Below are 26,641 nucleotides of genomic sequence, written 5' to 3'. Positions count from 1 at the left end.
CTTTTTATATTCCTACGGTTGTTGTTGCAATTCCAATCCATCCGATAATTATAGCAAACACTATGCTTCCCATAAGGATTAATCTTGGATTTGGATTCATAGGTTCTTCTTTAGGATACAGTCTGGCAGGCTTAGACATTTTTGTCAGCTCCTTTGTTTTTCCTGAATCCTACAATGAAAGCTTCACCTCTTCTGAATTTCACAAATCCAATATCTCCTTTGCATGCATAGTGCATTAGTGACAATAGCTTTGCATGAATTTGGGTTACATATGCCTTTTCTCTTCCCATCACCAGTACGGTTCCGTTATCGTCAATGTGAAGGATAACTTGCTCCACATCAGCTTTAGCAACTTTAATCTCACCCTTATGGGTTAGTATTCCGTGATAGTTGTCTTCGAACTGGTTGACGGTTGGTTCCTGGTTGATCTTAGGATATGGTGAATAGCTATTCATTTCTATTCTCCACTGTTTTGGATTTCTCCAAATACGTTCATTATGTCATCCCACACGTCTTTCGGTACTAGGACGTGGGTTACTCCATTTACTTCTTGTTCTAACATAGTTTGCAGACTCCTTTAATGTTTTTAAATTTAGTTCAACGGTTTAAGCTATCAGTCCAGTTTCATTATCTTGATTGCGTATGAATCAAAGAATTCCTTTTCATTTCTGAAGTTTTCACTTTCCTGAATCTCATCGATAGCTTCTTCAAGTGCTCTGAAATTATTTGAAATTATTATTTCATTTGGCCGGGGTTTTATTATTTCACACATTGTTTTTGATTCTCCAGTAGTGCCCTTAGGGGCTTAAGTCATGTTCAACAATCTAAAAACACTGGGTCCAGGAATCGTTTGAAAATAAAAATAGTTTGGTAAAATTAATTTTTCACTCTTTACCGAAATATTAGTGTATAATAAGTTTCTTGGTATATAATGTGACAAGTTTTATATATTCTTTAAAATAAACTAGATATTGGGTTAAGTTTTGAAAAGTATTAATTTTTAACATAGTTTGCAGACTCTGTCGATTATTTTTATTTTTCTTACTGGCCCATTAGGATTATGTTAAAAAATATTAATAGCTCGTTATTCAATCAATATTTTTTTATAATCCTTTTTTTATGATTTATTTTTTTCATTGCTTTTTTTGATGTTTTACCTCCTTGTTTTAAGTTTCAGCCTTTTCTAAAAAAAAGTTGTACGAGTGTGGAAAATTGTTCTCACTTCGTAAAATTGCTTTTACTTAGTAATGGCTAATCATAGTTTATTAGTTTTTGTATATAAACATTACCATTTCTTTTTTTATTGTTAAACTGTTCAGTTTTTTTGAAAAAAATTGTGTCCATAAGGCATGTATTTTTGCGATTTTCTGTAAACAGTGAAACACAAAATTGTATGAAAAAGTATCCATTGTATAAAATCAAAATTAGAATATTTCAATAATTACTGAAAATGTGGTGTTGAAAAAATAAGAAAAAAATAGTGAAATGTAAAAATTTCACTTTTAATTTAAACCTGATTATTTAGCTTCCTCGTCTAAACGGCTCATGATGCTTGCAATATCATTTGTAAGTTTATCAATGGTTTGTTTATATTTTTCATTCTCTCGTTCCATAGTTATGAACTCCGGAGATTTGATAGATAACTTTTCTACTTCTTTATTTATTGTAACTGCATGTAAATGTTTGATGTATTCATATTTCAGATCTTCAGGATTTGTCATGAAGTATGCAGCATCAGTTTTGTTTTTGGCTTTGCCTTGTAAATCATTGACTTTATCAAGACTCATTCCATCATTGTATAATGCACTGGCGTGGAATTTACGGAGCATATGACTTCTAAATCTTGCATAGATTCCTCTATTCCCTAATCCTAGTTCATCATTGATTTTTTTAAAAGATGTATTAAAATAGATTTGTTCAATTTTAAAAAGAGGAGAATCATTGGTCAATCTGTCTTCTCTGCTTAATAAATAAATATTAATTGCTTGAACAGCTTCTGGACTGCAATAAGTAGTATAATACTTGTTTGTTTTTTGTCTTAATACATTAAAAGTTGGAATGATGTCCTTTGAGCTATCGATTTCTGAAAGAATATCATAAATATCATCTTTAGTAGTATACTCTGATAATGCGTCGATATAATCTCCAATTGTCAAGTTCAATGTTTCTCTTCTAGCACAACCACTTGATACCATAAATAATATTATCGCCCTCATTATTGGAGTTGCAATTTTTAAAGCATTTCTAATAATTTTTTTATCAGGCAAATCTTTAAATTCAATAGGTTTTGCTACTTTTACACTTTTTCTATTAATTTTAGGTAATTCAAATACTTCTATTTCAAAATATTTATAAATTACTAAAATAGGTTGAAAAAGTGATTTTGCGGTGTTTAAAGAATAGTTGTCAATTAAATATTGTCTAAAAGATAATAATCTTCTTTTCAATGTTCTTTTTTTCCATCTAACACCTTTATCTTCTTCATCTTCTGCTTCTTCTAGCAGTTCTTCCATAGATTTTTCACAAAAAGCAGTATATTTCCCAACCGCTTGTTTATAAACTAATTTTGTGCAATCTGAATGGTTCTTTACAATATGTATTTCTTCCAATAGTTGCTCGTTATTCATATTTATCACTCTTTACAAAATTTATATTTAATTTTTTGAGAGAGCATATGATAAGTAATAAGTTTGTGATATTAAACCAAATATTTAACATATATATAATTTAAAAATTATCTTATGACAGACAAAATGTTCATGGGTGCATCAACCAAGCAGGGTCTGGATATTGCAAATAAAAGTAGAGAAATTATCCGTGGCCTTATTGGGGATGATGTCAAAGACTTAAAACCTATTGAAAGAGACATCGTTGAAAGGATTGTTCATTCAACTGCAGATCCTGAATATGCAAAATTGGTCTGTATGAGTCCTGATTTTGTAGATGCAGCTATGGCATCCCTTAAAAACAAGGAAACCATTTTAACTGACATTAACATGGTTAAATATGGTATTACAAGGTATGAGGGAGAAGTTGAATGTTATATCAAAAACGAAGAAGTTGTTAAAATAGCCAAAGAGCATCAGATTACCAGAGCCGCTGCGGCCATGAGATATGCTGCACAGAACGGTTTTGAAGGAATAGTTGTTTCAGGTAATGCTCCAACTGCTGTTTTTGAAGCTATGGATTTATATGAAAAAGGTGAAATGAATCTTAAAGCTATTGTTGGAGTTCCTGTTGGTTTTGTTGGAGCTGCTGATTCAAAAGAAGCTTTAAAAAATTCCAATATTCCAAATATTATTGTCGAAGGACCTAAAGGCGGAACACCTATTGCCGTGGCTTGTGTAAACTCGTTAATTCAACATTTATAGTGTGATAAAATGAAGTCTGAAGAATTGTTTAATGAATCTAAAAATTATTTTCCTGGTGGAGTAAACTCTCCTGTACGTGCTTTTAAACCTTATCCGTTTTTCGTTAAAAGTGCAGGAGGTTCCAAACTAACTGATGAGGATGGAAAAACCTATATTGACCATTGTTTGGCATATGGTCCTTTAATTTTAGGCCATGCTAATCCTAAAGTTGTTAGGGAAGTTTCAAATCAGCTTACTATCGGAACAGCTTATGGTACTCCAACTGAAAATGAAATTACCCTTGCAAAAGAGGTCATTGATAGAATACCATCAGCTGAAATGGTAAGGTTCTGTAACAGTGGAACTGAAGCTACCATGAGTGCAATAAGGCTTGCAAGAGGTTTCACAGGAAGAGATAAAATTATCAAATTTGAAGGTGCCTATCATGGTGCACATGATTATGTACTGGTTAAAGGCGGTTCAGGTGCTGCAACTTTGCCGGACTCTCCAGGTATTCCTGAAGACACAACTAAAAATACCTTATCCGTCCCGTTCAATGATGAAGAAGCTCTAACAGAATTAATCGAAAAAGAAGGTGAAAACATTGCCTGTATTATTATGGAAGTGGTCATGGGTAATGTAGGTTGTATTGAACCTAAACCTGGATTTTTAGAGTTTATAAGAAAAATTACTGAAGAAAACGGTATTGTATTGATATTTGATGAAGTCATAACCGGTTTTAGAGCATCACGTGGTGGGGCTCAGGAGTATTATGGTGTCACTCCGGATTTAACCACATTAGGTAAGATTGTCGGTGGAGGACTTCCAATGGGTGCATTCTGCGGTAAAAAGGAAATCATGGAATTGATTGCACCGCAGGGACCTGTTTATCAGGCAGGTACATTTTCCGGAAACCCTGTATCTGTACAGGCAGGTATTTCCACAATGGCACAGCTCGATGATGCATTCTACAAGGAATTGGAAAGAAAAGGAAATTACCTGAGAGGCAACATCCAATCCATAATTGAGGATGAAGAGTATAACATCCAGCCTGTCGGACTTGCATCAATGTTTCAGATTTATTTCAATCCTGCACCTGTGTATAACTATGCAGATGCTCAAAAATCAGACAGAAGACAATTCTTAAGATACTTCAAGGCATTATTGAAAGAAGGCGTATTTATTCCGCCATCTCAATTTGAATGTAACTTTATTTCAAATGCTCATAGTATGGAAGATTTACAGAAAACTTCTGATGCAATAGAAATTGCATTGGAAATGGCATTTAAAAAACGAAGAAGGTAATACAATGGATATAGACTTAAAGGAAGTTGCATCATATATTATTATTCTGGTAATAGTTTTGATAGCTGCACAACATCTGAATGTAGTTGTATCAGGCAGTATGGAACCTGCATTCTATAGAGGAGATATTGTTCTTGTTGAAAAAGCGGATTTCCTCGGCATACATGAATTTGACCCTAAAACAGTTCAGGTAGGCGATGTCGTTGTTTATGATGCAGCATGGTATGACCAGCCGGTCATTCACAGAATTATAAATATTACAGATATTAACGGAACTACGATGTATGTAATAAAAGGGGATAACAATGGTTCTCCTGATCCGTATTACGTTAAAGCAGACCAAATTAAAGAAAAGGTAGTTACCTTAGGTGATAATTTGGTTGTTATTCCAAAAATTGGATATCTTTCCCTCTGGTTAAGAGGTTTATGATTATTAAGGTGAGTTAATGTATTTTGAAATTGAAAGACAAGCTATAGAAGCTATTAATAAAGCTTTAGATCAGTATGATGAAGAAATAGACAGGAATTTTAAATTGGAATTTCCTCCAAATCCTGAATTAGGGGACCTTGCAAGTACAATTGCATTTGCCCTTACAAAAAAATTAAGAACTTCTCCTCCGGAAGTTGCAAAAGATTTAGTTGAAAAAATAGAAGTGCCTGAAATTTTCACAAAAGTTCAAAACTTCGGACCGTATGTTAATTTCTTTATAGACTATTCCAAATTCTCTAAAATGCTATTGGAAAAGGTCGATGAAAACTACGGCCAGCTTCCTGCATACGATGAAAAAATTGTATTGGAACACACTTCAGCTAATCCGAACGGCCCATTGCACATCGGACACATCAGAAACTCCATTTTTGGAGATTCACTTGCAAGACTCTTAAAATTAGGTGGAAGAGATGTCACAACCCAATACTATGTAAATGATATGGGAAGACAAATTGCCATTATTGTATGCGGAATAACCGAATGCGGCCTGAAAATAGAAGATTATGAAGGAGATAAAATAGACCACAAAATCGGAAAATTATACTTCGATGCAAACAAGGCTGTGGAAGAGGATGAAGCTTTAAATGCTAAAGTTGATGAATTAATCCAAAAATACGAAGAAGGCTCCGATGAAGAGCTCAACAAAGTCTTTGAAGATGTTGTATCCAAATGTATCAGCGGAATGAAAGAATCTCTTTTAAGAATGAACATTGTACATGATGACTTTGTATGGGAAGGCCAATTCGTAAGAAACGGCGAAGTCGATGACCTTGTTAATTACATCAAAAAAGAAGGATTTACAAGGGAAAATGATGTACTTTACATTGACTTGACTGACTTTAACATTGAAAAAGAGTTTGTTTTAAGAAGGTCAAACGGTACTTCACTTTATTCCACCCGTGATTTGGCTTATCACAAATATAAAGCTACTTTAGGTGATACTGTACTTGATATTTTAGGTTCAGACCATAAGCTGGCTGCAAAACAAATCAAGGTAATCTTTGAAGAAATATTCAGACAGGAAGCTCCTGAAGTAATATTCTATGAATTCATTACACTTCCTGAAGGTTCAATGTCAACAAGAAAAGGAAAATTCGTATCTGTTGATGAACTTATTGATGAGGCAGTCTCAAGGGCTCATGATGAAATCAAATCAAGAAACCCTGAATTGTCTGAAGAAGAGATTGCTCCAATGGCTGAGGAAATTGGTGTAGGTGCTGTAAGATTCTTCATTGCTAAACTGTCTCCTGAAAAACACTTGACATTCAAATGGGATGAGGCTTTAAGCTTTGAGAGAGGTTGTGCATCAATTCAATATGCTCATGCAAGAGCATGCAAGCTCATTGCTAAATCCGGAAAAGATATTAGCTCTTTAGAAGTTTCTGATGACTGGGTTCCAAATGATGCGGAACAGGATTTAATCAGACAAATCGCTAAATTCCCACAGGTTGTTGAAGACTGTGCCAACAAGAAAAGGGTTCACAATATCACACAGTACTGTCAAGATTTAGCAGGTTCATTCAACAAATTCTACAAATCAGAACAGGTCATTGGATCTGACGTCGAAGATACAAGACTTATTTTGGTTGACAGAGCAAAAATAACCATTAAAAACGCTTTAGATATTTTAGGTGTTTCAGCACCTGAAAAAATGTAGATGGGTTTTAACTCATCTTTTAATTTCTTTTTTTTTAACATTAACATTTAAAATCCGGTAATTTACTTTTGATTTTACCTTTGCATATATATCCCCATATTAAATCATGATTGTTTTTGCAAATGTGTGATGTTAATGTAGAGTTCGGTTGATTATTATTGGGTGTAATTCAACTATTGTTAAAATTATTATTCGTTATTGTATTTAAAAAAAGTGAAGATTTAATCCACATAGTGGATATAATCCTCTTTTCTAGGTAAAGGTTCTGGGGCCTCCATATCAGGATAGCCTAAGACAACATGTCCCACTCCTTCAAATGTTTCTGGAATTCCCCATTCCTTCAATAATTCCTTTCCTTTTTCGCTTGAAAATTCATCATATGCCCTGTGAATCCAGCATGACCCGATTCCAATTGCATGTGCTGCATTAACAAGTACAGCCAGTACACTGGAACCGTCTTCCTTCCATGTTGGCAATTCACTGTCTGCCAAAACAATCAGCAGTGTAGGGGCTCCGTAAAAAGGGTCCATGTCTTCAGGCATTTCCATAGGAAAATAGCTTCTGTTCCAGGCTGAAAATTCCTTAATTGTTTCCGGGTTTTGAACTACGACAATTTTTGGGGATTGAAGACCTCTTCCTGTTGGTGCATAGGTTCCTGCTTCCAATATTGTTTTCAATTCTTCATCTGAGATTTGTTCGTCTTTGAATTTTCTGATACTTCTTCTTGTTTTCAAGTCTTCAATTGTTTGCTTCATTTTAAGTCCTCACATATTTTTATCAGTATATTCCTGAAATTTTCAAACTCTTCATCTGTTAATGATTTTTTGATATTGCTGTCCCACTTCTCATCAATGTCCATTATATTCTGAGCTATATCAGCGCCTTTATTGGTTACACTAATGATTTTTTTCCTTTTTTCAGGAGTTCTTGTTATCAGTTCTTTCTTTTCTAGTTTTTCCAGATTTCTAGTAACTGTACTTTCATTGACATGCAGAGCCTCAGCCAGTTCTTCCTGGCTGATTCCTTCATTCTTATAGCTTTTGATTAATAATGGATACAGTCCTGAGCTCAGGTTAACATCCTTCAGTTCATTGTTAATGCATGTGGTCTGTTTTCTGTGTAACAGTGAAACCAGAGGTGCTGTGGGAATATCGCTATCAAACGGCATTTTGATTACCTCTAATCAGTTTGTTAATGTAAAGCTCAATGCAGGCATAACAGATGAGAGATCCTATTCCTCCTCCTAGAAGCATTCCGCAGTAAATACCGAATTCTCCCATATGGAATGTAAATCCTAAAAGATATGCAAATATCAATACCAATATGAATTCCCTGAATGTTGTAAGGATAAATGATATTGTTCCTTTTCCAACACCCTGGAAAACGTTACCTGCACTTGCACCGAAGGGCACGTATAATATGAACAGGCACATTATCTGCAGGAAACTTGCTATCAGCGGTGCCAGCTCAGCGCTGCTTTCTGAATATGAGAAGATGAATGCAATCTGGTTTGAAAATACATTTAGAATTATACAGACTATAATTGAAGCTATCAATGCCACTTTTACAGCATATCTTGCAACAACTCTTAGGTTTTCATATTTTCTGGCTCCGAATGCAACTCCTGCAACGGATATTGCTGCAGTTCCAACTCCTATTGCCGGAAGCATTCCGATATTGACTATTCTCCATCCTGCAGTATAGACCGCCACTGCTGTAGGTCCTGACACGATTGTAAGCATATAGTTTACAAATATTGTCAATACAGATAATACCAACTGTTCCAGGCTTGCAGGAATACCTACAACTAAAATGTCCTTATACATCTTGAGGTCGTTATGGAAGTCTTTAAAGTTATATGACAGGTATGTGTCCTTTTTGACAAAAATCCAGTAGAACATTAAAAGCAGGCTTATGAAAGGTCCAAGAGCGGTTGCCCATGCTGCTCCTGCAATCCCCATATTGAATGTGTATATGAATATCGGATCTAAAATCATATTGATTATTGCGGCCAGCGCTATTGGTATTGTTGCTCTTTTGATGTCTCCTTCTGCTCTGAATGCTCCCCCTACAATTGGCGGCATTAGAAGTCCGAATGTCCATGCGAATATGATGAACCCGTACTCCATTGCATAGCTCAATACTGATGATGCACCCATCATTATGAGCAGCGGTTTCATAAATGCGATGAATACTATTGAAATAAATATTGATACGATAACGCTTAAAATCAGGTTGTGTATTGCTGCGTTGTTTGCTGAGGCCTTATCCTCCGCTCCAATGTATCTTGAAATCAGGGAGTTACCCCCTGCTCCAAGTCCGTTTCCAAATCCTACCAGTATCATGAATAGTGGTGTGATATATCCCAGTGCCGCCAGCGGTTCGGGTCCCAGTCCAGCTACCCAAATACTGTCAATGATGTTATTTGCAAAAATCAAAAACATACTGGCTATAATAGGAACGGATAATTTGTTTATTGCCTTTTTAGGGTCTCCTGTAATCATTTCAACATTTTCATTTTTCTCCATATTTTACCTCTCTCTTGCATATGCAATTATACTCTTGTATATGCAAGTGTTAATATATAAAGATTTTGCATGAAATTGAAATTTTAAAAAAGAAAAAAAGGTGATTAATCAGTAATCTGATTAATCTATTCTAAATTACCGTTTTCATCAATTTGTGGTTGATTGTTTCTAACCTCATAGATGCTAGCACCATCATTTTGTCCGCCAATAATTTTACCGTTTGAATCGTAGTAGACATTTAAATCAGCATCATAATAGGATTGTGATGATGTTGCTTGTTGTTGTCCTGATCCGGTTGAGGTAGCATTATTGTATGCAGCAGTACTTGCTGTGGAATTAGCAGTTGAATTTGCTGCAGCGGTGGAAGTACCTTCTTCAACTGTAACTGTTGTTTTTGCAGTACATCCGTTATATTTAGCGGTTCCGTTGTAATCAACGGTCACATCATATTTACCCGGTTCTTCACCGGCAATTGTTAGGAATGCTTTACCTGAATTATCAGTAACTACAGAATATTTTTCGTTATTGTAAGTAATGTTAACGATTTGACCTGTAACTGCATTTCCCTGTGCGTCTTTAAGTTCAAATTGAATTTGGTCTCCATTTTTTAAGGTATCTGCACTTAAAAAATTGATTTGGGTGTTTAGTTTACCATCGGTTGTAGCTGGTTGGGTAAATACAAAAGCAGCGACTGCAGCTATGATGATGACAACTAAAATTGCAATTATAATATTTTTGTTCATAATTTCCCTCCTATTTTCTTTTCTAAATTTGTAATTTATATACTTTATCAATTTTTTTATAATTAAAAGAACATATTTTGATAAATTATTTAAAAAAATTTCATATTTTTAAATTACATTGTAATTTATTTAAAATAAAAAAGAAAAAGTAGATTAATCATTTGATTAATCATAAATATTATACCAGATTGCCTTCTTCATCTACTTGCGGTTGGTTGTTTTTGAGCTCTTCATAGCTTGCACCGTCACTTTGCCCGCCAACAACTCTTCCGTTGGAATCATAATTCACATTCAATTCACTGTCATAATTCACATTTGAGGAAGATGATGATGACGAATATGAGCTGTCACTTGTAGATTGGCTGGCACTATCAGAACTGCTGTAATCGTTATTGGCAGTGTTTTGCTCGCCGACAGTTATCTTTTGAGTTGCAGAACAGCTGTTGTATTTGTCATCTCCTGCAAAACTGACGGATATTGTATAGTTACCTGAACCTTCATTATTTAAAACCAAACTTCCTTTTCCCTGGCTGTCTGTAATGATGGAGTATTTTTCAACGTTTCCGTTGCCTTCAAATAATATGCTCACGTTTTGATTTGCGAGTGGATTTCCCTGTGCATCTTTAAGAGTAAAATTTATTGAATCTCCATTATCTAAACTGGTATTGCCTGAAAAAGTAATTTGAGTATCTGATTTTGCAGTATTTTGAGAAAATACGACAAGTCCTCCAAGAATTACTAAAACAATAATTATAAGGACTATTAAAATGTTTCTATTCATAAAATCACCAATGATTGTAGTCTGTTTTTATTAATATATAGGTTTTGTTAAATAATGTTAAAATCCTTTTTGGATTAAGACAATTATAAATATTTTTAAAGATATAATTTTATCAAAGGAGAATTTATTATGAAGGTTTTAGTTGTTGGAACTGGTGCTCGTGAACATGCTATTGCTGATGCCTTAAAGGATGATGTTGAATTATACTGTTACATGAGTAAAATTAACCCTGGAATGTCTAAAATTGCCGAATTCAAGCAAGGTGATGAAGGGGAAGTTGAAAAAGTTGCCGAATATGCAGTTGAAAATGATATTGATATCGCATTCATTGGCCCTGAAGCCCCTCTCGGAAAAGGAATCGTGGATGAGCTTCAAAAAAACGGAATCAAATGTGTTGGACCAACCCAAAGTGCAGCACGTATTGAAACTGACAAATCATTTATGAGAAAACTCTTCGAAGACTACAAAATCGAAGGATCATTGGTTTACAAAGTATTTGATAATTCCGAAGATGTATCCGCATTTTTAGATGAATTTGACCGTGATGTTGTAGTAAAACCGGTAGGTTTAACAGGCGGTAAAGGAGTAAAAATCGTAGGTGACCATCTTAAGGACAATGAAGAAGCAAAAGAATATTCCTGTGAAGTAATCGATAATGAAATGGGCGGATTTGCTCAGGTTATTATTGAAGAAAGATTAATAGGTGAAGAATTCACTATCCAGGCATTCTGTGATGGAGAACACCTGGCACCAATGCCTGCAGCACAGGACCATCCTCATGCATTTGAAGGAGATGTCGGTGCTATTACAGGAGGTATGGGTTCATACTCTGATGTTGGTGGTTTATTACCATTTTTAACTCAAGAAGATTATGATGCAGCTGTTGAAATTATGCAGGCTACATTAAAAGCTATTGCCGAAGAAGCAGAACCCTACAAAGGTATTTTATATGGGCAGTTCATGCTGACCGCTGACGGACCAAAACTCATTGAATATAATGCAAGATTCGGAGATCCTGAAGCAATGAACGTTTTACCACTTTTAAAAACTCCATTGGTTGAAGTTTGTCAGGCTATTGTTGACGGCAATTTGGATAAAGTCGAATTTGAAGACAAAGCAAGCGTATGCAAATACATTGTACCTGACGGATATCCTGAAACCCAATATGCCGGTGAATTGATTGAAGTGGATGAGGAAGCTATTGAGGATATGGGTGCTAAAGTATTTTATGCAGCAGTTTCTGCCGAAGAAGATGGAATTCACCTGTCTGGCTCAAGGGCATTAGGTATTGTAGCTAGCGGTGAAAGCATTGAAGAAGCTGAAAAAATAGCTGAAAAGGCATGTGAGTTTGTTAAAGGTAATGTTTACCACAGAAGAGATGTCGGTACATCTGAACTTGTTAACAAACGTGTTGAACATATGAAAGAAATTTTAAACTAAATTTCTTTTCTTTTTTTTGATTTTATGAATGATAAGGAAGTTGAAGACAAGTATAAAAAACTTGTAGAAATTAAAAAACATCTTGATGCAATTAAAGATGAGTGGGATGAGGAAACTCTTGATGAATTAAAGGAGTTTCTGCAGGAAAAATACTCTAATGTTAATTTTGAAAAGATTCCTAATGATAAAACACCTTATTTAATTGAGGCATCTGGTGAAAATACTTCCAATATAGGCATGTTTGGCCGTATTAGGGATGCATTTGAAAGGGATGTTGGAATTGATCCAGGAAGGTTATTGGGTCTTACCGATGGTATTTTCGGTATGGTAATGACACTTTTAGTATTCGGTATTGCACTTCCTGAAGTAGTTTCATCCTACACCAATTACATATCATTCTTTGAAACTTTAGCTCCCACAATAGGCATTACAATTGTTAGTTTTGTCATAATTAGTTCATTTTGGATTTATCATCATGAGTTTATCAAGATTAAAAATCTAAACATTCCTTACCTGTGGATTAATATTTTCTTTTTGATTTCACTTTCATTCATTCCATTTACAACTTCACTGATTGGAAATTATTCCCACTTTTTCCTGTCTGAAGTTATTTTCGGAATCAATATCCTCCTGACAATAATCTCATTCCTGTTCATGTACATATATGCTAGTAGAAGGGACTTTTTAGAAGAAAAACCCACAAAAGAAGAAAAAAGGCATGTTTTAACTACTCTTGGAAGCATAATGGGTTTGGTTGTTATTATAAATCTTTTGGATTTCAATGTTTCAAGCAATTGCATATATTTATTCCTGCTGATTCCGGTAATTTCCACAGTTTTGGATATCAGATATCAGTACAGAAATTCCTAAAATTTACTTTTTGATTATTTTCAATTCTTTTAGTAGTGCATATTCATTTAATGATATGCATGGAAACATTTAATATATATAAATAAGAAATATTTATTTTTGTTAATATTATAAGGGGATTATAATGGGTAGTTTATTGTCAGTAACAGACATCAAAGACGATGTTAAACATATTCTTGATTTAGCTAGTAAAATTAAAGCGGGAGAAATTGAGGAAAAACCTCTCAAAGGTAAAACATTAGCGATGATCTTTCAAAAATCATCAACAAGAACCAGAGTTTCTTTTGATGTTGGAATGTATCAGTTAGGCGGAAGAGCAATATTTTTATCTTCCAATGATTTACAGATGGGCAGAGGAGAACCGATTTCAGATACTGCAAAGGTTTTAAGCCGTTTCGTTGATGGAATAATGATTCGTGCAATAAAACATTCAGATGTTGAAGAACTGGCTAAATATGCTGACGTCCCTGTTATTAATGGATTAACAGATTTGGAACACCCTTGTCAGGCACTTGCCGATATGCTGACAATCAAAGAACATTTAGGTGACTGGGAAGGCAAAAAAATCTGTTTTGTTGGTGATGGAAATAATGTATCCAATTCCCTTTTATTGATTGCTCCACTGCTTGGTATGGACATGTCACTGGCTTGCCCTAAAGGTTATGAGCCTGCTGAAAGTATTTTAAAAACTGCTTTTGAATATGCTGAAGAAAACAACACTCAGATAACTATCACTGATGATATTGGTGTTGCAATGGAAAATGTTGATGCAGTATTCACCGATGTTTGGGTAAGTATGGGTGAGGAAGATGAAAAAGAAAAAAGGGAAATTGATTTTGCCCCATTCCAAGTAAATAGTGATTTGATGGCTTTAGCTAATGATGGAGCTATATTCATGCATTGTTTACCTGCAATCAGAGGTAAGGAAGTAACTGCTGATGTTATTGACGGGCCACAGTCCGTAATCTATGACGAAGCGGAAAACAGAATGCATGCTCAAAAAGCTGTTTTATACTATTATCTAAAAGATTAACTTTTTTTTAAATTCCGCTGAATAATGCTGACAGGATAAATACAACAATTAAACCTAGACAGCAGCATCCTATCCATGCAGAGCTGTCGCTGCTTCCTGATGAGGTGCTTGTTGTTGTAGTGGTAGTCCTTTGCTGTTGTTGATTCTGATTGTAATTTGGAGAATCAATGACCTCCACTTTTTTTACTTCTTCGTCCCGGTTCAATGGTGCGCCGCAATTTCTACAGAATTTAGCTTCATCAGGATTGTCTTCACCACATTTGTAACAATACATTTAAAACCCACCTTATCATAATCTTTAAAAATATTATTAAACCTACACCGCCAATGAAACCTGTTGCAAATCTTAAGGCATTTGTGCTTTCCCTAGGTCCAAAATATTGTGTGATTCCGTCAATAGCTACTGGTATCATTAAGATAATGGCTATCAATAATGTATAAATGTCATAGTTGTGTTTAAAGAAAGAATTAAATATTAAATAAACAACCAATCCTGTGTAAAACCCTGTGCATCGGGCACACACTGGGAATTGATGACCTTTAATGAAGAAACTTCTCTCAGGCATTCTATGGCAAATATACTTTGTAAGATTCATATTCATCACAAGTTAAATACAATAATATTATTTTCAATAATTATATATATTTTTTTATTCATATGTAATTGTATAATATATAAAAAGGTTTTTACAATGAGAGGCGGAGAAGCAATAATAGAATCCCTCAAAAATATGGGGGTCAAAACTATATTTGGTTATCCTGGCGGACAAACCATACCATTTTATGACATGTTGTATGATGCAGACATGGAGCATATATTGGTTAGACACGAACAGTGCGCAGCTCATGCAGCTGACGGTTATGCGAGAGCTTCAGGTCGTGTAGGTGTGTGTTTGGCAACTTCCGGACCGGGTGCGACCAACCTTGTAACTGGTATTGGAACAGCTTATATGGATTCTTCTCCTATTGTGGCAATTACCGGACAGGTTCCTACCCATTTAATAGGAAATGATGCATTCCAAGAAGCAGATATTATTGGAATTACAATGCCTATTGTAAAACATAGTTTTCAACCTAAAGATCCAGATTTAATACCTTCAATTGTTAAATCCAGTTTTGAAATAGCAGCAACCGGAAGACCGGGTCCTGTTTTAATTGATGTCCCAAAAGAAGTTCAGGAAGGAGAATTGACTGCTTTTGATGATACTATAATCGATACACCGGGTTATAATCCGACCATTAAAGGTAATCTTAGACAAGTTAAAAAAGCCTGTAATTTAATTAGAGAGGCTAAAAAACCTTTAATTTTAGCAGGTGCAGGTGTTATCATATCAAATGCATGCAGTGAACTAAAAGAATTTGCAGAAACTATAAATGCTCCTGTAATGACTTCACTTTTAGGTAAGGGAGCTATTGATGAAACCAGTGATTTGGCATTGGGAATGCTTGGTATGCACGGTAGAAAAGTTTCTAATGATACTGTAAATGAATCTGATTTGTTGATTGCTATCGGTATCAGGTTCTCAGACAGAACAACCGGAAGACTTGACAGCTTTGTTCCGGATACTAAAGTTATTCATATTGATATTGACCCTGCGGAAATCGGTAAAAATGTAGATGTGGATTTACCTATTGTAGGGGACGCAAAAAATATTTTATCTTCATTAAATAAATCATTAAAAGGTTATAGCACTTCAGATGATGTTAATAAGTGGACAGACATGATCAAACAACGTAAAATTGATTTACTTCCAAGAGTAACATATGATGATGTGCCTCTTAAACCTCAAACTGTAATAAAAGAAATTTCAGAAGTTTTAACTCCTGATTCAATTTTAACAACTGATGTCGGTCAGAATCAGATGTGGGCGGCACATTTCTATGATACTCAAAAACCGCGTAAATTCATATCATCAGGAGGACTTGGAACTATGGGATTCGGATTCCCGTCAGCTATCGGTGCTAAAGTGGCATGTCCTGATGATCCTGTTGTTTCTATAAACGGTGATGGTGGATTTTTAATGGTTTGTCAGGAACTGGCTACCGTTTATGATTATGATATACCTGTAATTGCAATAGTTTTAGAAAACAGAACTTTAGGAATGGTATATCAATGGCAAAGTTTATTATACAATAACAGACATTCACAAACTGTATTTAAAGACAGTCCGGACTTTGTCAAATTGGCTGAAAGTTTTAACATTAACGCTGAAAGAATTACCAAACCTGGTGAAACTAAAGAGGCATTATCAAAAGCAATAAAAGATAATGAAGCAATATTGCTCGATATTGTCATTGATTCGGAAGAGGCTCTGCCTATGCTGCCTCCAGGGGCTGGAATTAACGAAATGATTGGTGAATACAAACTTGAAAAGGATGTGATTTAAATGACACTTAAATATCATGTCATTTCTACATTGGTTGAAGACAAACCGGGTGTTTTACAGAAAGTCGCAGGAATGTTGAATAGAAGAGGAATCAACATTGACGGCATAACTGTTGGTGTATCTGAAGTTGAAGGCCTGTCAAGAATGGTCATAACAGTTCATGCTGATGAAAAAGGTTTGGAACAAGTCACAAAACAACTTAATAAGTTAGTTGATGTTGTCAAGATTAAAGATATTACTGAAAATGCTGTTAAAAGGGAATTGTGCCTTGTAAAGGTAAAGATTCCTAATGCAAAAGCAAGAGCTGAAATAATGCAGTATTCCAATATCTTCAGGGCCAATATTTTGGATGTTACAGAAGAAACATTAATTATTGAGATAACTGGAGATAAAAAGAAAGTAAATGCATTCATATCTTTATTAAAAGGTTATGGAATCAAAAAAATTTCACGTACTGGCCTAACCGGAATGGCAAGGGGAGTATAAAAATGACTATATTAGAAGATGTATTAAACGACAATAAGGAATTTGTAGAAAACTTTGAAGGCGAAGAAATGTCTCACCATGCAGCTAAAAAATTAGCTATTTTAACCTGTATGGACTGCAGATTAATCGATTTCTTCGAACCAGCTTTAGGACTTAAAAGAGGAGATGCAAAAATAGTCAGAAATGCAGGAAACTCTATTGTTGGAGAAGACGCAATCAGATCTATCGGCGCAGCTTTATACAATCTTGGTGCTGAAGAAGTAATGGTTGTTGGTCACACTGAATGTGGTATGGCTGGTGCAGATGCTGAAGCTTTAAAAGAAAAAATGCTTGCAAGAGGCATCAAAGAAGAAGATATTGCAAAATATGACCTTGAAGAATGGATTGGTGGATTTGAATCAGAAGAAGAAAACGTAAAAGACGTTGTGGAAAAAATCAAAAACCACCCATTGATTCCAGATGTACCAGTACATGGTCTTATCATAGACATTGTAACCGGTGAGTTAAAAGTTTTAGTAGATGGCTATTAAACCATCTATTTTTTAATTTTTATTGCACTTTTTGCAGATATTTTATAGTTGTTGTTTGCAGAAGAAATAACAACTTTATGTGTTCCTATTTTTAAGTTTTTAGTATTTATTGTTGCTATTCCTTTTTTATTTGTTTTAGCTGTATATGTTTTGAATTTTTTACCAGTAAACACTTTTATTTTAACTTTAACGTTAGAAAGCATTTTTTTGGTTTCTTTATTTTTGATTGTTACTTTGAAATATCTTGATTTTTTGTATTTATTGGTTACTTTTGGAGCTTTTACGATTGTTCTTGCTTTGTCAATTTTAATGGAAGTTGTTTTCATTATCTCTTTTCCAATGATAACTTGGATTTTATGAGTTCCCGCATCAAGTTTTGTAGGAATTTCAAAAACTACATCTCCATTAGAATCTGTTGTTTCACGATATGCTTTGTATTTATTGCCTGTAAATACTTTAAAAATAACTGGAATACCTGATAAATCACCAGTATAGTTGCTTACTGTTTTTAATTCTAAAAAACTATTGATATTTGAATATTTATTGAATTTAAAGTCTTTAATTAACTTTATATCAGATATTTTTGGATTTACGGTTAAATTAACTTGCATTTGATTTATATTGGATATCCAATGTAAGTTAAAAGATTCATAAGATATTTCAAGTGTTAATTCACCTATGTCTTCAAGAGTATAATTCGCATTACCCTTTTCATCTGTAAAGATTAAAACTGTATAATAATTATTTGAGTTTTTAATTGTTAATCTGAAATTTGAAACCGGATTTCCCTTATAGTCTTTCACATTAAAGGTAATGTTTTCATTAATGTGGTGTGGAATATTTTTATCAAATGTTATTCTATATGATGTATCAACATTGATGTCAGAATCATTGATTTCGTATTTTCCACTATTGTTGATGAAATATGAGTTTTCTGAAGTATAACTAGTATTAACTGGGATAATAAAGATTTTTTCAATGAATGTTCCATTTTCGTCTCTTGTAGGGAATGAATCTTCGATAATTGTTTTTATGGTATCGTTCATGTTTCCGTCATTGTAAAATATTGAATTGTATAAGTTTAAATTTGATAAGTATAACTCTATGGTTGATTTATTGAAATTTGAGTCATGTGATTTAATGTTGGTATCTACTGTTTTAATTTCACACTCCTCAACAGAGGAATTTTGAATTATTAAATTTGACGGTCTAGATCCAATATTTGTGTCAAATCCAAAAGTAGAGTTGGTGATTTTACTATCTTTTAAAACTATTTTACATCCTTTTGCATAATATCCTGCCTGCAATATGAATTCAGCATTATTAATAATAGTTTTTTCAAAATTGATATCTGTGTAGTCATAGTCAATTACAGGGTTAGCAAATGATGTGTTTGTAATGTTTATGATGTCGGACCATCCTTTTAAATTTGAATCGTGGAATTTCAAGTTTGTCATGTTAATGTTATAGTGGGATAGCGTAATGTCTGAGCTGAAAAGACTTGAATTTATTAAATCTATACTATTATGCATAAATATTCTGGAACTTCCAACAATTTGGAGAAATATATTGGTCTTTGAAGTAACTGTTGAGTTGTAAAAGGTACAGTTGATTATTTTTGAATAGTATGTATATCTGAACATGTCATATTGGTTCAATTCAATCTTTGATTTATCAAACACACAATTATCAAAGCTATTGTTTAATTCTTTGCTTGTGAAATTTGTATTTATGAATTTACAATCTAAAAAGCTCATATTGTGATGACTTATTAAGTTTAAATCCTTGAAAGTGATATTTTTAAAAATAATGTGTTTTCCAGTATTTTTAACATCATAAATGTCTTTTGCAATTATGATTGTTCCATTATAGTCAGGCTCTGGCTCTTTTTCAACATCTAAATATAAAGTGGAATTTTTCCCGTAAATGACTGTTTTTCCATGTGTTCCTTCAATTGAAATGGTTTTATTTAAATATAAATGTGTCTCATTGTCAGGATTTAATTCATATGTTTTTTCATCAAGTTTTATTGTACCTTGGTCTTCACATTCATCAATTAGATTTCCAATATCTCCAGTATCGGTGGTATTTTCTGATGCAGACACTATTCCGATAGCTAAAAATAAAATCAATGAAAATAACAATAGATTATATAATTTCTTAATAATATCACCTTTTTATTGTATACTATATATTACAATAATAGTATTTAAAGTCTTTTTTAAGTTACTTTTATAAATATAAAAATTCATATTTATTAAATGATATTTTATATATCTTAATATTATTAAATTATTTTACGAGATGATTTAAAATGAAAATGTATTATGATGCAGATGTAAATACAGACGCTCTTGAAGGTAAAACCATAGCTGTTATCGGATATGGTTCCCAAGGAAGAGCACAATCCAGAAACATGGCTGACAGTGGAGCTAATGTTATTGTTGGTGTAAGAGAAAATGGTAGTTCTTGGAACTTAGTCCAAGAAGATGGAATGACTGTAAAAACCATTGAAGATGCAGCAAAAGAAGCTGACATCATTCACATCTTGCTACCTGATGAAATCCAGGAAAAAGTATACAACGAACAAATTGCACCATATGTTGAAGCTGGAAACACAATTTCATTCTCTCACGGTTACAACATCCACTTTGAATTAATCAAACCGGGTGAAGACGTAAACATTGTAATGTTTGCACCAAAAGGACCAGGATCCATGGTAAGAAGAACCTACGAAGAAGGATTCGGTATCCCTGGTTTAGTAGCTGTACAGCAAGACGCTACCGGTGACGCTTTACAACTTGCATTAGGTATGGCAAAAGCTTGTGGATTAACCAAAGCTGGTGTTTTAGAAACCACTTTCAAAGAAGAAACCGAAACTGACTTATTTGGTGAACAAACTGTTTTATGTGGTGGTATTACTGAATTAATCAATGCAGGATTCACCACTTTAGTTGAAGCAGGTTATCAGCCTGAAATCGCTTACTTTGAAACCTGTCACGAAGTAAAACTTATCGTTGACTTAATCTACGAAAAAGGTTTCGCTGGAATGTGGCATGATGTAAGTAACACTGCTGAATATGGTGGTTTAACCAGAGGTAAAAAAATCATTACTGATGAAGCAAAAGAAGGTATGAAAGAAACATTAAAACAAATCCAAGATGGTACCTTCAAAAAAGAATGGGCTGATGAAAACATTACCGACGGTGCTAACTTAAAAGAAATGAGAGCAGAACAAAGTCAAATGGACATTGAAATTGTCGGTGAAAGATTAAGAAAAGCTTGTGGATTACAAAAAGACGATTAAGTCTTTTTATTTTCTTTTTTTATTTTAATTTTTTTGTGATAATCATGGTATTTATCGGGATGGACCATGGAACTACTGGAATCTCTTTTTGTTTGATGTCTGATGAAGGCAATGTTATTGATGTTTTTAAAATAGGAAGAGAGGAAAGTAAGAAAGGTCTAGTTTCAGCAACTGAGGAACTTGCGAAACGTGTTGATTTTGAAGACGTAAAACTGATGGCCATTACCTACGCAATGGGTGACGGTATTAATAAGATTCTTCCAACTGAAAAAGTGGAGGACAGGGGAATTTTATCAATCAATGGTGCCGGTAAGGTTACTGGCGGAGGAACATCTGTTTTTTCTGAGTTGGAACAGCTGGATATTGATTCAATCATGATTCCTGGTCTTCATAAGGATTCCACTTCTTTAAATGAATTGTTTAGAGCGGCTTATTCTCACCAGGCAAGTCCCGAAAAGGTTAGTATTTCATACAATGCAGTAAAGGAGACCGGATGGTCCAATTTTATTGTAGCGGATATCTCTTCCAATAGTGTAGACATACTGATTGAAGATGGAAAGATAAAAGGAGCTATGGACGCTTGCGTTGGTGCAATGGGTATTGTTCACGGACCAATAGATTTGGCAATGATTAGAAACATTGACGAGAACAACGCATCAGCCAATGACTGTTTTTCACATGCAGGGGCTATCAAGATAGCAGGCATTGATGGCAAGGTCGCCAATATGAAAGATCAGCTTTTGGAAAATTACAGAAAAGGTGACGAGAAAGCGAAACTAGCTATCGATACACTGATAATGACAGTAGCTATGGAAATAGCAGGTCTTGAAGTTGTATGTGAAAATGAAATTGAAGGGATAGTTTTAACAGGTTCTATAGGAAGTGCAACAGAGCCATTCAATTTTGAAGATGAAATAAACAAATATTTCAAAAATAAATATGACTTGAAAGTCATTTCAAAAGAATCTGGAGCTATCGGTGCAGCTCAAATAGCAATGGATGTTTATAACGGTAAAAAAGAGATTTTAGGAATTGAAGTTGATATTTAATTCCTATTTTTTGTCTTCTTTTAAACTGACAAATACTACGTTTCCGCCTTTGATAGTTTCAAGGCCGTTTTCATTTTCAAGGACAATATTTAAGTAATTATCAATAGCTACTATTTTTCCTTCACTTTGATTGTTATCTCTTAAATCAACACTAACGTACTTATTTTTAAATTGTGCAAAAAGTTTGTTTACATTATCTTGTTCTCGACTCATTTTTTCAAATCCTTGAATATTCTATTTTATTATTTTGATGTTCCAACTTTATATAGTTTAAGTTTAATAATATATACTATGGCAATAAATCAATTAGAAAGTAATTTAGAAGCTATTACTCGTACAATAGCTCAATTAAAAAAAGACGGATGTACAGATGAAAAGATTTTAAATGAGCTTAGGGAAGAAAGAGAAAAAATTCTTAAAGATTTAAACTTATAAGTATTTTAATCTAACCATTCTTTTAATAAACTCATATCACCTGTCATATCTATTGTTAAAGGTGTTATTGTAGTTTTATGAGCTTTACGTAATTCATAACCATCAGTGCCGGGTTCATCACTATCATATGGATCTCCGCCAATCCAGTAATAAGGTTTTTCGCGTGGATCCAAACGAATATCAATCTCTGGCACATACATTCTTTTTCCAAGTTTAACGACTTCAAATTCTTCATTTACAGGGTTTTCCGGAATATTAACATTCAATAAATCAATTCCTTCAGGCAACCCTTTTTTTAATATTATTTTAGCTAATTTTTTAAGCATTTTTCCGGCAAAACTGAAATCAATCTCGTTTTCACCATTTTCAAATTTAATGTCGTCTCTTGTCACTTCCTGGGAGATGGCTATTGTTGGAATTCCGAAACTGGCTGCTTCCAAAGCTGCACCTAATGTTCCTGATGTTGTAAGTTCGGCTTTGCCTATGTTGTATCCGGTATTTATTCCGGAAATCATCAGGTCAGGCTTTTCATTAAGAATCTTAAAAAGGCCTATGGTGACCGCATCGGTCGGGGTTCCGCTTACTCCATAACCTTTACTTCCGTCTTTCAAAGTGTAGTCATTTATTCTTAATGGTTCATATAAGGTTAATGCATGGCCAATTCCGCTTTGTTGTCTTTCAGGAGCTACTACATAAGTGTCACATAAGTCATCGACAGCCTTTTTGGCAGCAAATATTCCTGATGCGGTTATTCCATCGTCATTACTTACTAATGCTTTCATATATTTATTAAGGCAGTTTATTTTTTAAATAATTTTAGGTTTTTTGGTGATTATAAAAAACTTTAATAATAATTTTAATTATAAAATATATTATTAATTTTGAAAAAACACACACGGGTGGAAACTTGGAAAAACCACAATTGATTAATTTTATAGCAAAAGTTATGGAGGACTCTGGTTTCAAGGTTTATAAGAATTTTAAAACCTCTCAGAAAGTCATAGACATATATGCGATACTTCCTACAACAATTGGTGATTTTGGTGTCGTTGTTGCATGTAAAAATTATGACAAGGACTTTGAAATTGGAGTGGATGTTTTAAAAGAAATGGAAGATGTGCAAGAAAGCTTAAAAGCTTCAAAAGTTACCATTGTATCCTCTTCATATTTCTCCAATCAGGCAAGAAATTACGCACTTAGGAAAAATATTAAATTAGTTGACAGAGACAACTTACTTGAACTGGCTAAGCGTTATCAAGACAGAACTTCTCAGACTACTTTGGACAATACTCCTTATGACGGTGGGGCTTCTGCGTACCTCGATGAGGAATATCCTGAATATGAATACGATGCATCTGATATGGAATATTTTATGCAGAGAAGAGAAGCACATCCGAATGTTTATAAAAGTTCATTGTATCGTCAGATTGATGAGCCAAGGCATTCAAGAGCAAGTGGTTTGACCTCTTTGATAAATAAGAACAGGTTCACTCAGGGCGGTATTTCATCCTATCAGCCAACTAACCTGTACAATTATGACAGCAGGCGAAATTCAAATTATGAACCATTATTATTTAGATTAATCAAAAATCCGATTGTTTTAATTATTCTGGTTGTAATTATTTCCTATGCTCTTGCATACCTATTCGGTAACATTTTAGGTGTAGATGCAGGTATTGCAGGATTAATAGAAATGGTTGTTGCATTGCTTTTATCATATGGTTTATCATTATATACAGAAAGAAACAGCGAGTTCGTTGTAAAAGGAACATTCGTATTCTTTGTTTCATTAATTATTTTAATTATCTTAATCTTTGTTTAATTTTATATGATTAAAATTAATTATTAATAGAATGAATCCTATTAGGTATAAAAACCATATCATAATGTCTGTTGGTCCGGTTTCTATCCAAATCAATGTGTGTGTTAAGATTATAGAATAGATACCAACACCAATTCCTTTTTTTAATTTATGGACTAATCCTAAAAATACTCCCATAAAAGCCATCTGTATTGTAAGGCCTATTAAACCGAAGTCAAGATATACTGGTCCGAATAATGTTGATGTTAAGCAAACATTGTCTGTGAGTACATACTGGCCAATAAAGGTTCTCGGACTGCCTGATGAAAAAATCATACTTAATATGTGTCCGTGGGTGGTTCCGCCAAGTATTAATATTCTTTCAAAGACTTCCAGTGTAAATGCTGCCCTGTAGAACACCAATTCAAGAGGATTCAATGTCCAGTGCTGGTTTGCTATTGACTGTGAGGCGATATATCCTATGGCCATTATTCCCAGTACAATGACGGCTATGAATATTATTCCTACTTTTCTGGATATTTTATCAAGATAATAAAGGGTTATGAAAGTACTTCCTAAAATTCCCAATACTGAAGTTCTATAGCCGTTAAGACCAAAAATCAATGCTCCTAAAACAACCAGAAGCAGATATTTCCTGTCATAATACTTTGCAAGCAGCACGTTCATCATGATTAAAAATAATGGATATGCAACTCTCCAGATGTTTGTTGTTGCATTTGATTTCAATACGCTATCGAAAAGAGGAATTCCCCCTATTAAAACAATATTCAAAGCCTGCAGTATCAGTGCTATAACAACAAGAATTATCAGTAACTTTTCAGATAAAAAATCGATTTGTTTGCTGTCATCTATCTTAATTTTATATTTTACAATTAATGCGCCAACTGCAAATATCAGGCATGCAAAAACAACAGTTAAAATCACTTCCAAATCCAAAGGATCTTCAAACCTGTAATTGAATGATCCGATATATCCCATTGATAGAAAGGCCAGAATTGCAACCACTAAAATCATGGGCTGGAAAAAATCGATTTTTTTGAAATTCATTCTAACCACCTAGTTCCAATGAGGAAATGGCGAGATTTCCACCAAAGTTAGGCATTGCCGCAACGTGTGTGTGGACATAACTTGCAAGTGTATTTCTTTCCATAAATCCGTCTTGCAGATTGTATGACCCTTTTCCTCTTAAAATACTAAAGGCAAGGTTATGCTTGATATTATTGTCATCGACAAGAACTTTTGAATAGTGGAATTCATGTCCGTTAAACTTTTCACCCTTCTTGGAGATGATGTTGTCCTGTGTAACTTCAGCTATTGTGTACTTCAACGCCTGTACACGGTCTGTTAAAACTGACTTGTAAGGGTATACATTCACCATTCTGTCATCATGGATGGAATTCATAAGATACATTAAACCGCCGCATTCGGCAAAAATAGGTCTGTTTTCCAGGTGGAACTGCTTGATTTGCTTAAGCATGTTTTCATTTTCACTGAGCTGTTTTGAAAACAGCTCAGGATATCCTCCACCAATGTATAGTCCGTCAACATCAGGCAACCCTTCATCTTTCAACGGTGAAAAATAGACAACCTTTGCATTGTTCGCTTCAAGTGATTCTATATTTTCCTTATAATAAAAATTAAAAACTTCATCAAATGCAACACCGATTTTGACAGGCTGCTTATTGATTTTGTTCCAGATAGGAATGATGTCTGATGTTAATTTGGGTGCTGTTTTTGCAATTTCAACCAATCTGTCCAAATCAATTGAGTTTTTGATGACCTCTGACCAAATGTCAATATATTTAAGAGAATTTTCTCTTTCTACAGCAGGAACAAGACCTAAATGTCTTTGTTCAATAGATATTTTATCGTCTCTTGTTATTCCACCAATCACTTCGGTGTTTGTTATCTCTTCAATGGAACGTTTGGTTTTTTCAAAATGAGCTTTATTTTTAACCTTGTTGAGAATAACACCGGCAATATTAATTTCTGGATCCAATGCCTTGAAACCCAAAACCAATGCGGCAGCACTTTTAACGAGACTTCTTGAATTAATTATCAGAATAACTGGAGCCTTAAGTGATTTGGCAATTGAAGCGGTACTTCCAATATCATTAACGGAATCAATTCCTTCGTATAATCCTCGAACACCTTCGATAACTGCAATATCTTTATCGCACATTGCCTTAAGGTAGGAATCTCTAACCTGTCCTTCTTTCATAAAAAATGAATCCAGGTTTCTGGAGGTGTTTCCAGTAGCTAATGTGTGGTAAGACGGGTCAATGTAATCAGGTCCAACTTTGAACGGCTGCACATTATATTTTTCGCTTAACGCTTTCATTATTCCTGTAGCTATTGTTGTTTTTCCAACTGCACTACCGGTTCCTGCTAATATTATTCTCATAATAATACATTGTAGTTATATCAT

At 34.1% G+C, this 26,641-nt stretch carries 30 protein-coding genes; 14 read left to right on the top strand and 16 right to left on the bottom strand.

Annotation, left to right across the window (positions count from 1 at the left end; all coding sequences use genetic code 11):
* Positions 1 to 4: 4 nt before the first annotated feature.
* The 4 genes from E7Z81_RS02410 to E7Z81_RS02395 all read right to left on the bottom strand — a co-directional run bounded on the left by E7Z81_RS02410 (position 5) and on the right by E7Z81_RS02395 (position 2,513).
* Positions 5 to 139, bottom strand: coding sequence for a hypothetical protein (locus E7Z81_RS02410; protein ID WP_292743698.1), 135 nt, complete (start codon positions 137 to 139; stop codon positions 5 to 7).
* Positions 132 to 455, bottom strand: a complete 324-nt coding sequence (locus E7Z81_RS02405) for a hypothetical protein (RefSeq protein ID WP_292743695.1) — start codon at positions 453 to 455, stop codon at positions 132 to 134. Before E7Z81_RS02405 ends, E7Z81_RS02410 begins: the two co-directional genes overlap by 8 nt.
* A 158-nt stretch (positions 456 to 613) precedes the next feature.
* The gene (locus E7Z81_RS02400; RefSeq protein WP_292743691.1) at positions 614 to 772 is read right to left on the bottom strand and encodes a hypothetical protein; all 159 of its coding nucleotides are present in this window, start codon (positions 770 to 772) and stop codon (positions 614 to 616) included.
* Between the two features lie 745 nt (positions 773 to 1,517).
* Positions 1,518 to 2,513, bottom strand: coding sequence for a tyrosine-type recombinase/integrase (locus E7Z81_RS02395; protein WP_292743688.1), 996 nt, complete (start codon positions 2,511 to 2,513; stop codon positions 1,518 to 1,520).
* Positions 2,514 to 2,741: 228 nt separating this feature from the next.
* Here E7Z81_RS02395 and E7Z81_RS02390 point away from each other — a divergent pair, with 228 nt between their 5' ends.
* From E7Z81_RS02390 to argS, 4 genes are read left to right on the top strand one after another with little or no spacing between them, the layout of a single operon-like run.
* Positions 2,742 to 3,371 carry a cobalt-precorrin-8 methylmutase gene (locus E7Z81_RS02390; protein WP_292743685.1) on the top strand — a complete coding sequence of 210 codons (630 nt, stop codon included), beginning with the start codon at positions 2,742 to 2,744 and terminating at the stop codon, positions 3,369 to 3,371.
* Positions 3,372 to 3,380: 9 nt separating this feature from the next.
* Positions 3,381 to 4,655 carry a glutamate-1-semialdehyde 2,1-aminomutase gene (gene hemL / locus E7Z81_RS02385; RefSeq protein WP_292743681.1) on the top strand — a complete coding sequence of 425 codons (1,275 nt, stop codon included), beginning with the start codon at positions 3,381 to 3,383 and terminating at the stop codon, positions 4,653 to 4,655.
* 4 nt (positions 4,656 to 4,659) lie between these two features.
* Positions 4,660 to 5,085 carry a signal peptidase I gene (locus tag E7Z81_RS02380; RefSeq protein ID WP_292743744.1) on the top strand — a complete coding sequence of 142 codons (426 nt, stop codon included), beginning with the start codon at positions 4,660 to 4,662 and terminating at the stop codon, positions 5,083 to 5,085.
* Between the two features lie 16 nt (positions 5,086 to 5,101).
* On the top strand, positions 5,102 to 6,802 hold the full coding sequence (gene argS / locus E7Z81_RS02375; protein ID WP_292743678.1) for an arginine--tRNA ligase: 1,701 nt from the start codon (positions 5,102 to 5,104) through the stop codon (positions 6,800 to 6,802).
* A 221-nt stretch (positions 6,803 to 7,023) separates the two neighbouring features.
* Here the strand turns inward: argS and E7Z81_RS02370 are convergent, their stop codons facing one another.
* From E7Z81_RS02370 to E7Z81_RS02350, 5 genes are all read right to left on the bottom strand, one after another.
* The gene (locus E7Z81_RS02370; protein WP_292743675.1) at positions 7,024 to 7,557 is read right to left on the bottom strand and encodes a nitroreductase; all 534 of its coding nucleotides are present in this window, start codon (positions 7,555 to 7,557) and stop codon (positions 7,024 to 7,026) included.
* A complete protein-coding gene (locus tag E7Z81_RS02365) occupies positions 7,554 to 7,970 on the bottom strand; it encodes a MarR family transcriptional regulator (protein ID WP_292743672.1) in 417 nt (138 codons plus the stop codon). The genes E7Z81_RS02370 and E7Z81_RS02365 overlap by 4 nt, the downstream gene beginning before the upstream one ends.
* Positions 7,960 to 9,330 carry an MATE family efflux transporter gene (locus tag E7Z81_RS02360; protein WP_292743669.1) on the bottom strand — a complete coding sequence of 457 codons (1,371 nt, stop codon included), beginning with the start codon at positions 9,328 to 9,330 and terminating at the stop codon, positions 7,960 to 7,962. Before E7Z81_RS02360 ends, E7Z81_RS02365 begins: the two co-directional genes overlap by 11 nt.
* Before the next feature lie 125 nt (positions 9,331 to 9,455).
* The gene (locus E7Z81_RS02355) at positions 9,456 to 10,073 is read right to left on the bottom strand and encodes an Ig-like domain repeat protein (protein ID WP_292743666.1); all 618 of its coding nucleotides are present in this window, start codon (positions 10,071 to 10,073) and stop codon (positions 9,456 to 9,458) included.
* 178 nt (positions 10,074 to 10,251) lie between these two features.
* Positions 10,252 to 10,854 (bottom strand): Ig-like domain repeat protein, encoded by a 603-nt coding sequence (locus E7Z81_RS02350; RefSeq protein ID WP_292743663.1) that lies wholly within the window; start codon positions 10,852 to 10,854, stop codon positions 10,252 to 10,254.
* 129 nt (positions 10,855 to 10,983) lie between these two features.
* Here E7Z81_RS02350 and purD point away from each other — a divergent pair, with 129 nt between their 5' ends.
* The 3 genes from purD to argF all read left to right on the top strand — a co-directional run bounded on the left by purD (position 10,984) and on the right by argF (position 14,197).
* Positions 10,984 to 12,294 carry a phosphoribosylamine--glycine ligase gene (gene purD / locus E7Z81_RS02345; protein WP_292743660.1) on the top strand — a complete coding sequence of 437 codons (1,311 nt, stop codon included), beginning with the start codon at positions 10,984 to 10,986 and terminating at the stop codon, positions 12,292 to 12,294.
* Between the two features lie 24 nt (positions 12,295 to 12,318).
* Positions 12,319 to 13,164, top strand: a complete 846-nt coding sequence (locus E7Z81_RS02340) for a TMEM175 family protein (RefSeq protein WP_292743657.1) — start codon at positions 12,319 to 12,321, stop codon at positions 13,162 to 13,164.
* A 124-nt stretch (positions 13,165 to 13,288) separates the two neighbouring features.
* Positions 13,289 to 14,197, top strand: a complete 909-nt coding sequence (argF, locus tag E7Z81_RS02335; RefSeq protein ID WP_292743654.1) for an ornithine carbamoyltransferase — start codon at positions 13,289 to 13,291, stop codon at positions 14,195 to 14,197.
* Positions 14,198 to 14,204: 7 nt separating this feature from the next.
* On the opposite strand, the gene E7Z81_RS02330 is transcribed toward argF, so the two are convergent.
* Positions 14,205 to 14,471 carry a zinc ribbon domain-containing protein gene (locus E7Z81_RS02330; protein ID WP_292743651.1) on the bottom strand — a complete coding sequence of 89 codons (267 nt, stop codon included), beginning with the start codon at positions 14,469 to 14,471 and terminating at the stop codon, positions 14,205 to 14,207.
* Complete coding sequence (locus E7Z81_RS02325) at positions 14,449 to 14,763, bottom strand: DUF2085 domain-containing protein (protein ID WP_367262998.1); 315 nt, start codon at positions 14,761 to 14,763, stop codon at positions 14,449 to 14,451. Before E7Z81_RS02325 ends, E7Z81_RS02330 begins: the two co-directional genes overlap by 23 nt.
* Positions 14,764 to 14,889: 126 nt before the next feature.
* Between E7Z81_RS02325 and E7Z81_RS02320 the strand changes: the two genes are divergently transcribed.
* From E7Z81_RS02320 to E7Z81_RS02310, 3 genes are read left to right on the top strand one after another with little or no spacing between them, the layout of a single operon-like run.
* Positions 14,890 to 16,584, top strand: coding sequence for an acetolactate synthase large subunit (locus E7Z81_RS02320; protein ID WP_292743646.1), 1,695 nt, complete (start codon positions 14,890 to 14,892; stop codon positions 16,582 to 16,584).
* Positions 16,585 to 17,070, top strand: coding sequence for an acetolactate synthase small subunit (ilvN, locus tag E7Z81_RS02315; RefSeq protein ID WP_292743643.1), 486 nt, complete (start codon positions 16,585 to 16,587; stop codon positions 17,068 to 17,070). It abuts the gene before it with no gap.
* Between the two features lie 2 nt (positions 17,071 to 17,072).
* A complete protein-coding gene (locus tag E7Z81_RS02310) occupies positions 17,073 to 17,600 on the top strand; it encodes a carbonic anhydrase (protein WP_292743598.1) in 528 nt (175 codons plus the stop codon).
* Positions 17,601 to 17,605: 5 nt separating this feature from the next.
* Here the strand turns inward: E7Z81_RS02310 and E7Z81_RS02305 are convergent, their stop codons facing one another.
* Complete coding sequence (locus tag E7Z81_RS02305) at positions 17,606 to 19,732, bottom strand: carboxypeptidase-like regulatory domain-containing protein (protein WP_292743595.1); 2,127 nt, start codon at positions 19,730 to 19,732, stop codon at positions 17,606 to 17,608.
* Between the two features lie 182 nt (positions 19,733 to 19,914).
* Between E7Z81_RS02305 and ilvC the strand changes: the two genes are divergently transcribed.
* Positions 19,915 to 20,907 (top strand): ketol-acid reductoisomerase, encoded by a 993-nt coding sequence (gene ilvC, locus E7Z81_RS02300; protein WP_292743592.1) that lies wholly within the window; start codon positions 19,915 to 19,917, stop codon positions 20,905 to 20,907.
* Positions 20,908 to 20,951: 44 nt separating this feature from the next.
* On the top strand, positions 20,952 to 21,956 hold the full coding sequence (locus E7Z81_RS02295) for a methanogenesis marker 12 protein (RefSeq protein ID WP_292743590.1): 1,005 nt from the start codon (positions 20,952 to 20,954) through the stop codon (positions 21,954 to 21,956).
* 3 nt (positions 21,957 to 21,959) lie between these two features.
* Here E7Z81_RS02295 and E7Z81_RS02290 read toward each other — a convergent pair whose 3' ends face one another.
* A complete protein-coding gene (locus E7Z81_RS02290; RefSeq protein WP_292743587.1) occupies positions 21,960 to 22,169 on the bottom strand; it encodes an LSM domain-containing protein in 210 nt (69 codons plus the stop codon).
* Positions 22,170 to 22,247: 78 nt separating this feature from the next.
* On the opposite strand from E7Z81_RS02290, the gene E7Z81_RS02285 reads away from it, so the two are divergent.
* Positions 22,248 to 22,391 carry a hypothetical protein gene (locus E7Z81_RS02285; protein WP_165814077.1) on the top strand — a complete coding sequence of 48 codons (144 nt, stop codon included), beginning with the start codon at positions 22,248 to 22,250 and terminating at the stop codon, positions 22,389 to 22,391.
* A gap of 5 nt (positions 22,392 to 22,396) precedes the next feature.
* On the opposite strand, the gene surE is transcribed toward E7Z81_RS02285, so the two are convergent.
* Positions 22,397 to 23,173, bottom strand: coding sequence for a 5'/3'-nucleotidase SurE (gene surE, locus E7Z81_RS02280; protein WP_292743585.1), 777 nt, complete (start codon positions 23,171 to 23,173; stop codon positions 22,397 to 22,399).
* Positions 23,174 to 23,298: 125 nt separating this feature from the next.
* On the opposite strand from surE, the gene E7Z81_RS02275 reads away from it, so the two are divergent.
* On the top strand, positions 23,299 to 24,213 hold the full coding sequence (locus tag E7Z81_RS02275; RefSeq protein WP_292743581.1) for a restriction endonuclease: 915 nt from the start codon (positions 23,299 to 23,301) through the stop codon (positions 24,211 to 24,213).
* On the opposite strand, the gene E7Z81_RS02270 is transcribed toward E7Z81_RS02275, so the two are convergent.
* Together E7Z81_RS02270 and cfbB are read right to left on the bottom strand one after the other, a co-directional pair.
* Positions 24,199 to 25,260: an oligosaccharide repeat unit polymerase family protein gene (locus tag E7Z81_RS02270; protein ID WP_292743578.1), complete on the bottom strand. Its 1,062-nt coding sequence runs from the start codon at positions 25,258 to 25,260 to the stop codon at positions 24,199 to 24,201. The two genes, E7Z81_RS02275 and E7Z81_RS02270, sit on opposite strands and share 15 nt — an antisense overlap.
* Position 25,261: 1 nt before the next feature.
* A complete protein-coding gene (cfbB, locus tag E7Z81_RS02265) occupies positions 25,262 to 26,617 on the bottom strand; it encodes a Ni-sirohydrochlorin a,c-diamide synthase (RefSeq protein ID WP_292743575.1) in 1,356 nt (451 codons plus the stop codon).
* Between the last annotated feature and the right edge of the window lie 24 nt (positions 26,618 to 26,641).

Origin of the sequence: Methanobrevibacter sp. (genome assembly GCF_015062935.1) — an archaeon.
Classification (GTDB): domain Archaea; phylum Methanobacteriota; class Methanobacteria; order Methanobacteriales; family Methanobacteriaceae; genus Methanocatella.
The sequence above is the reverse complement of the archived record's forward strand: the minus strand, read 5'-3'. Positions and strand labels throughout refer to the sequence as shown.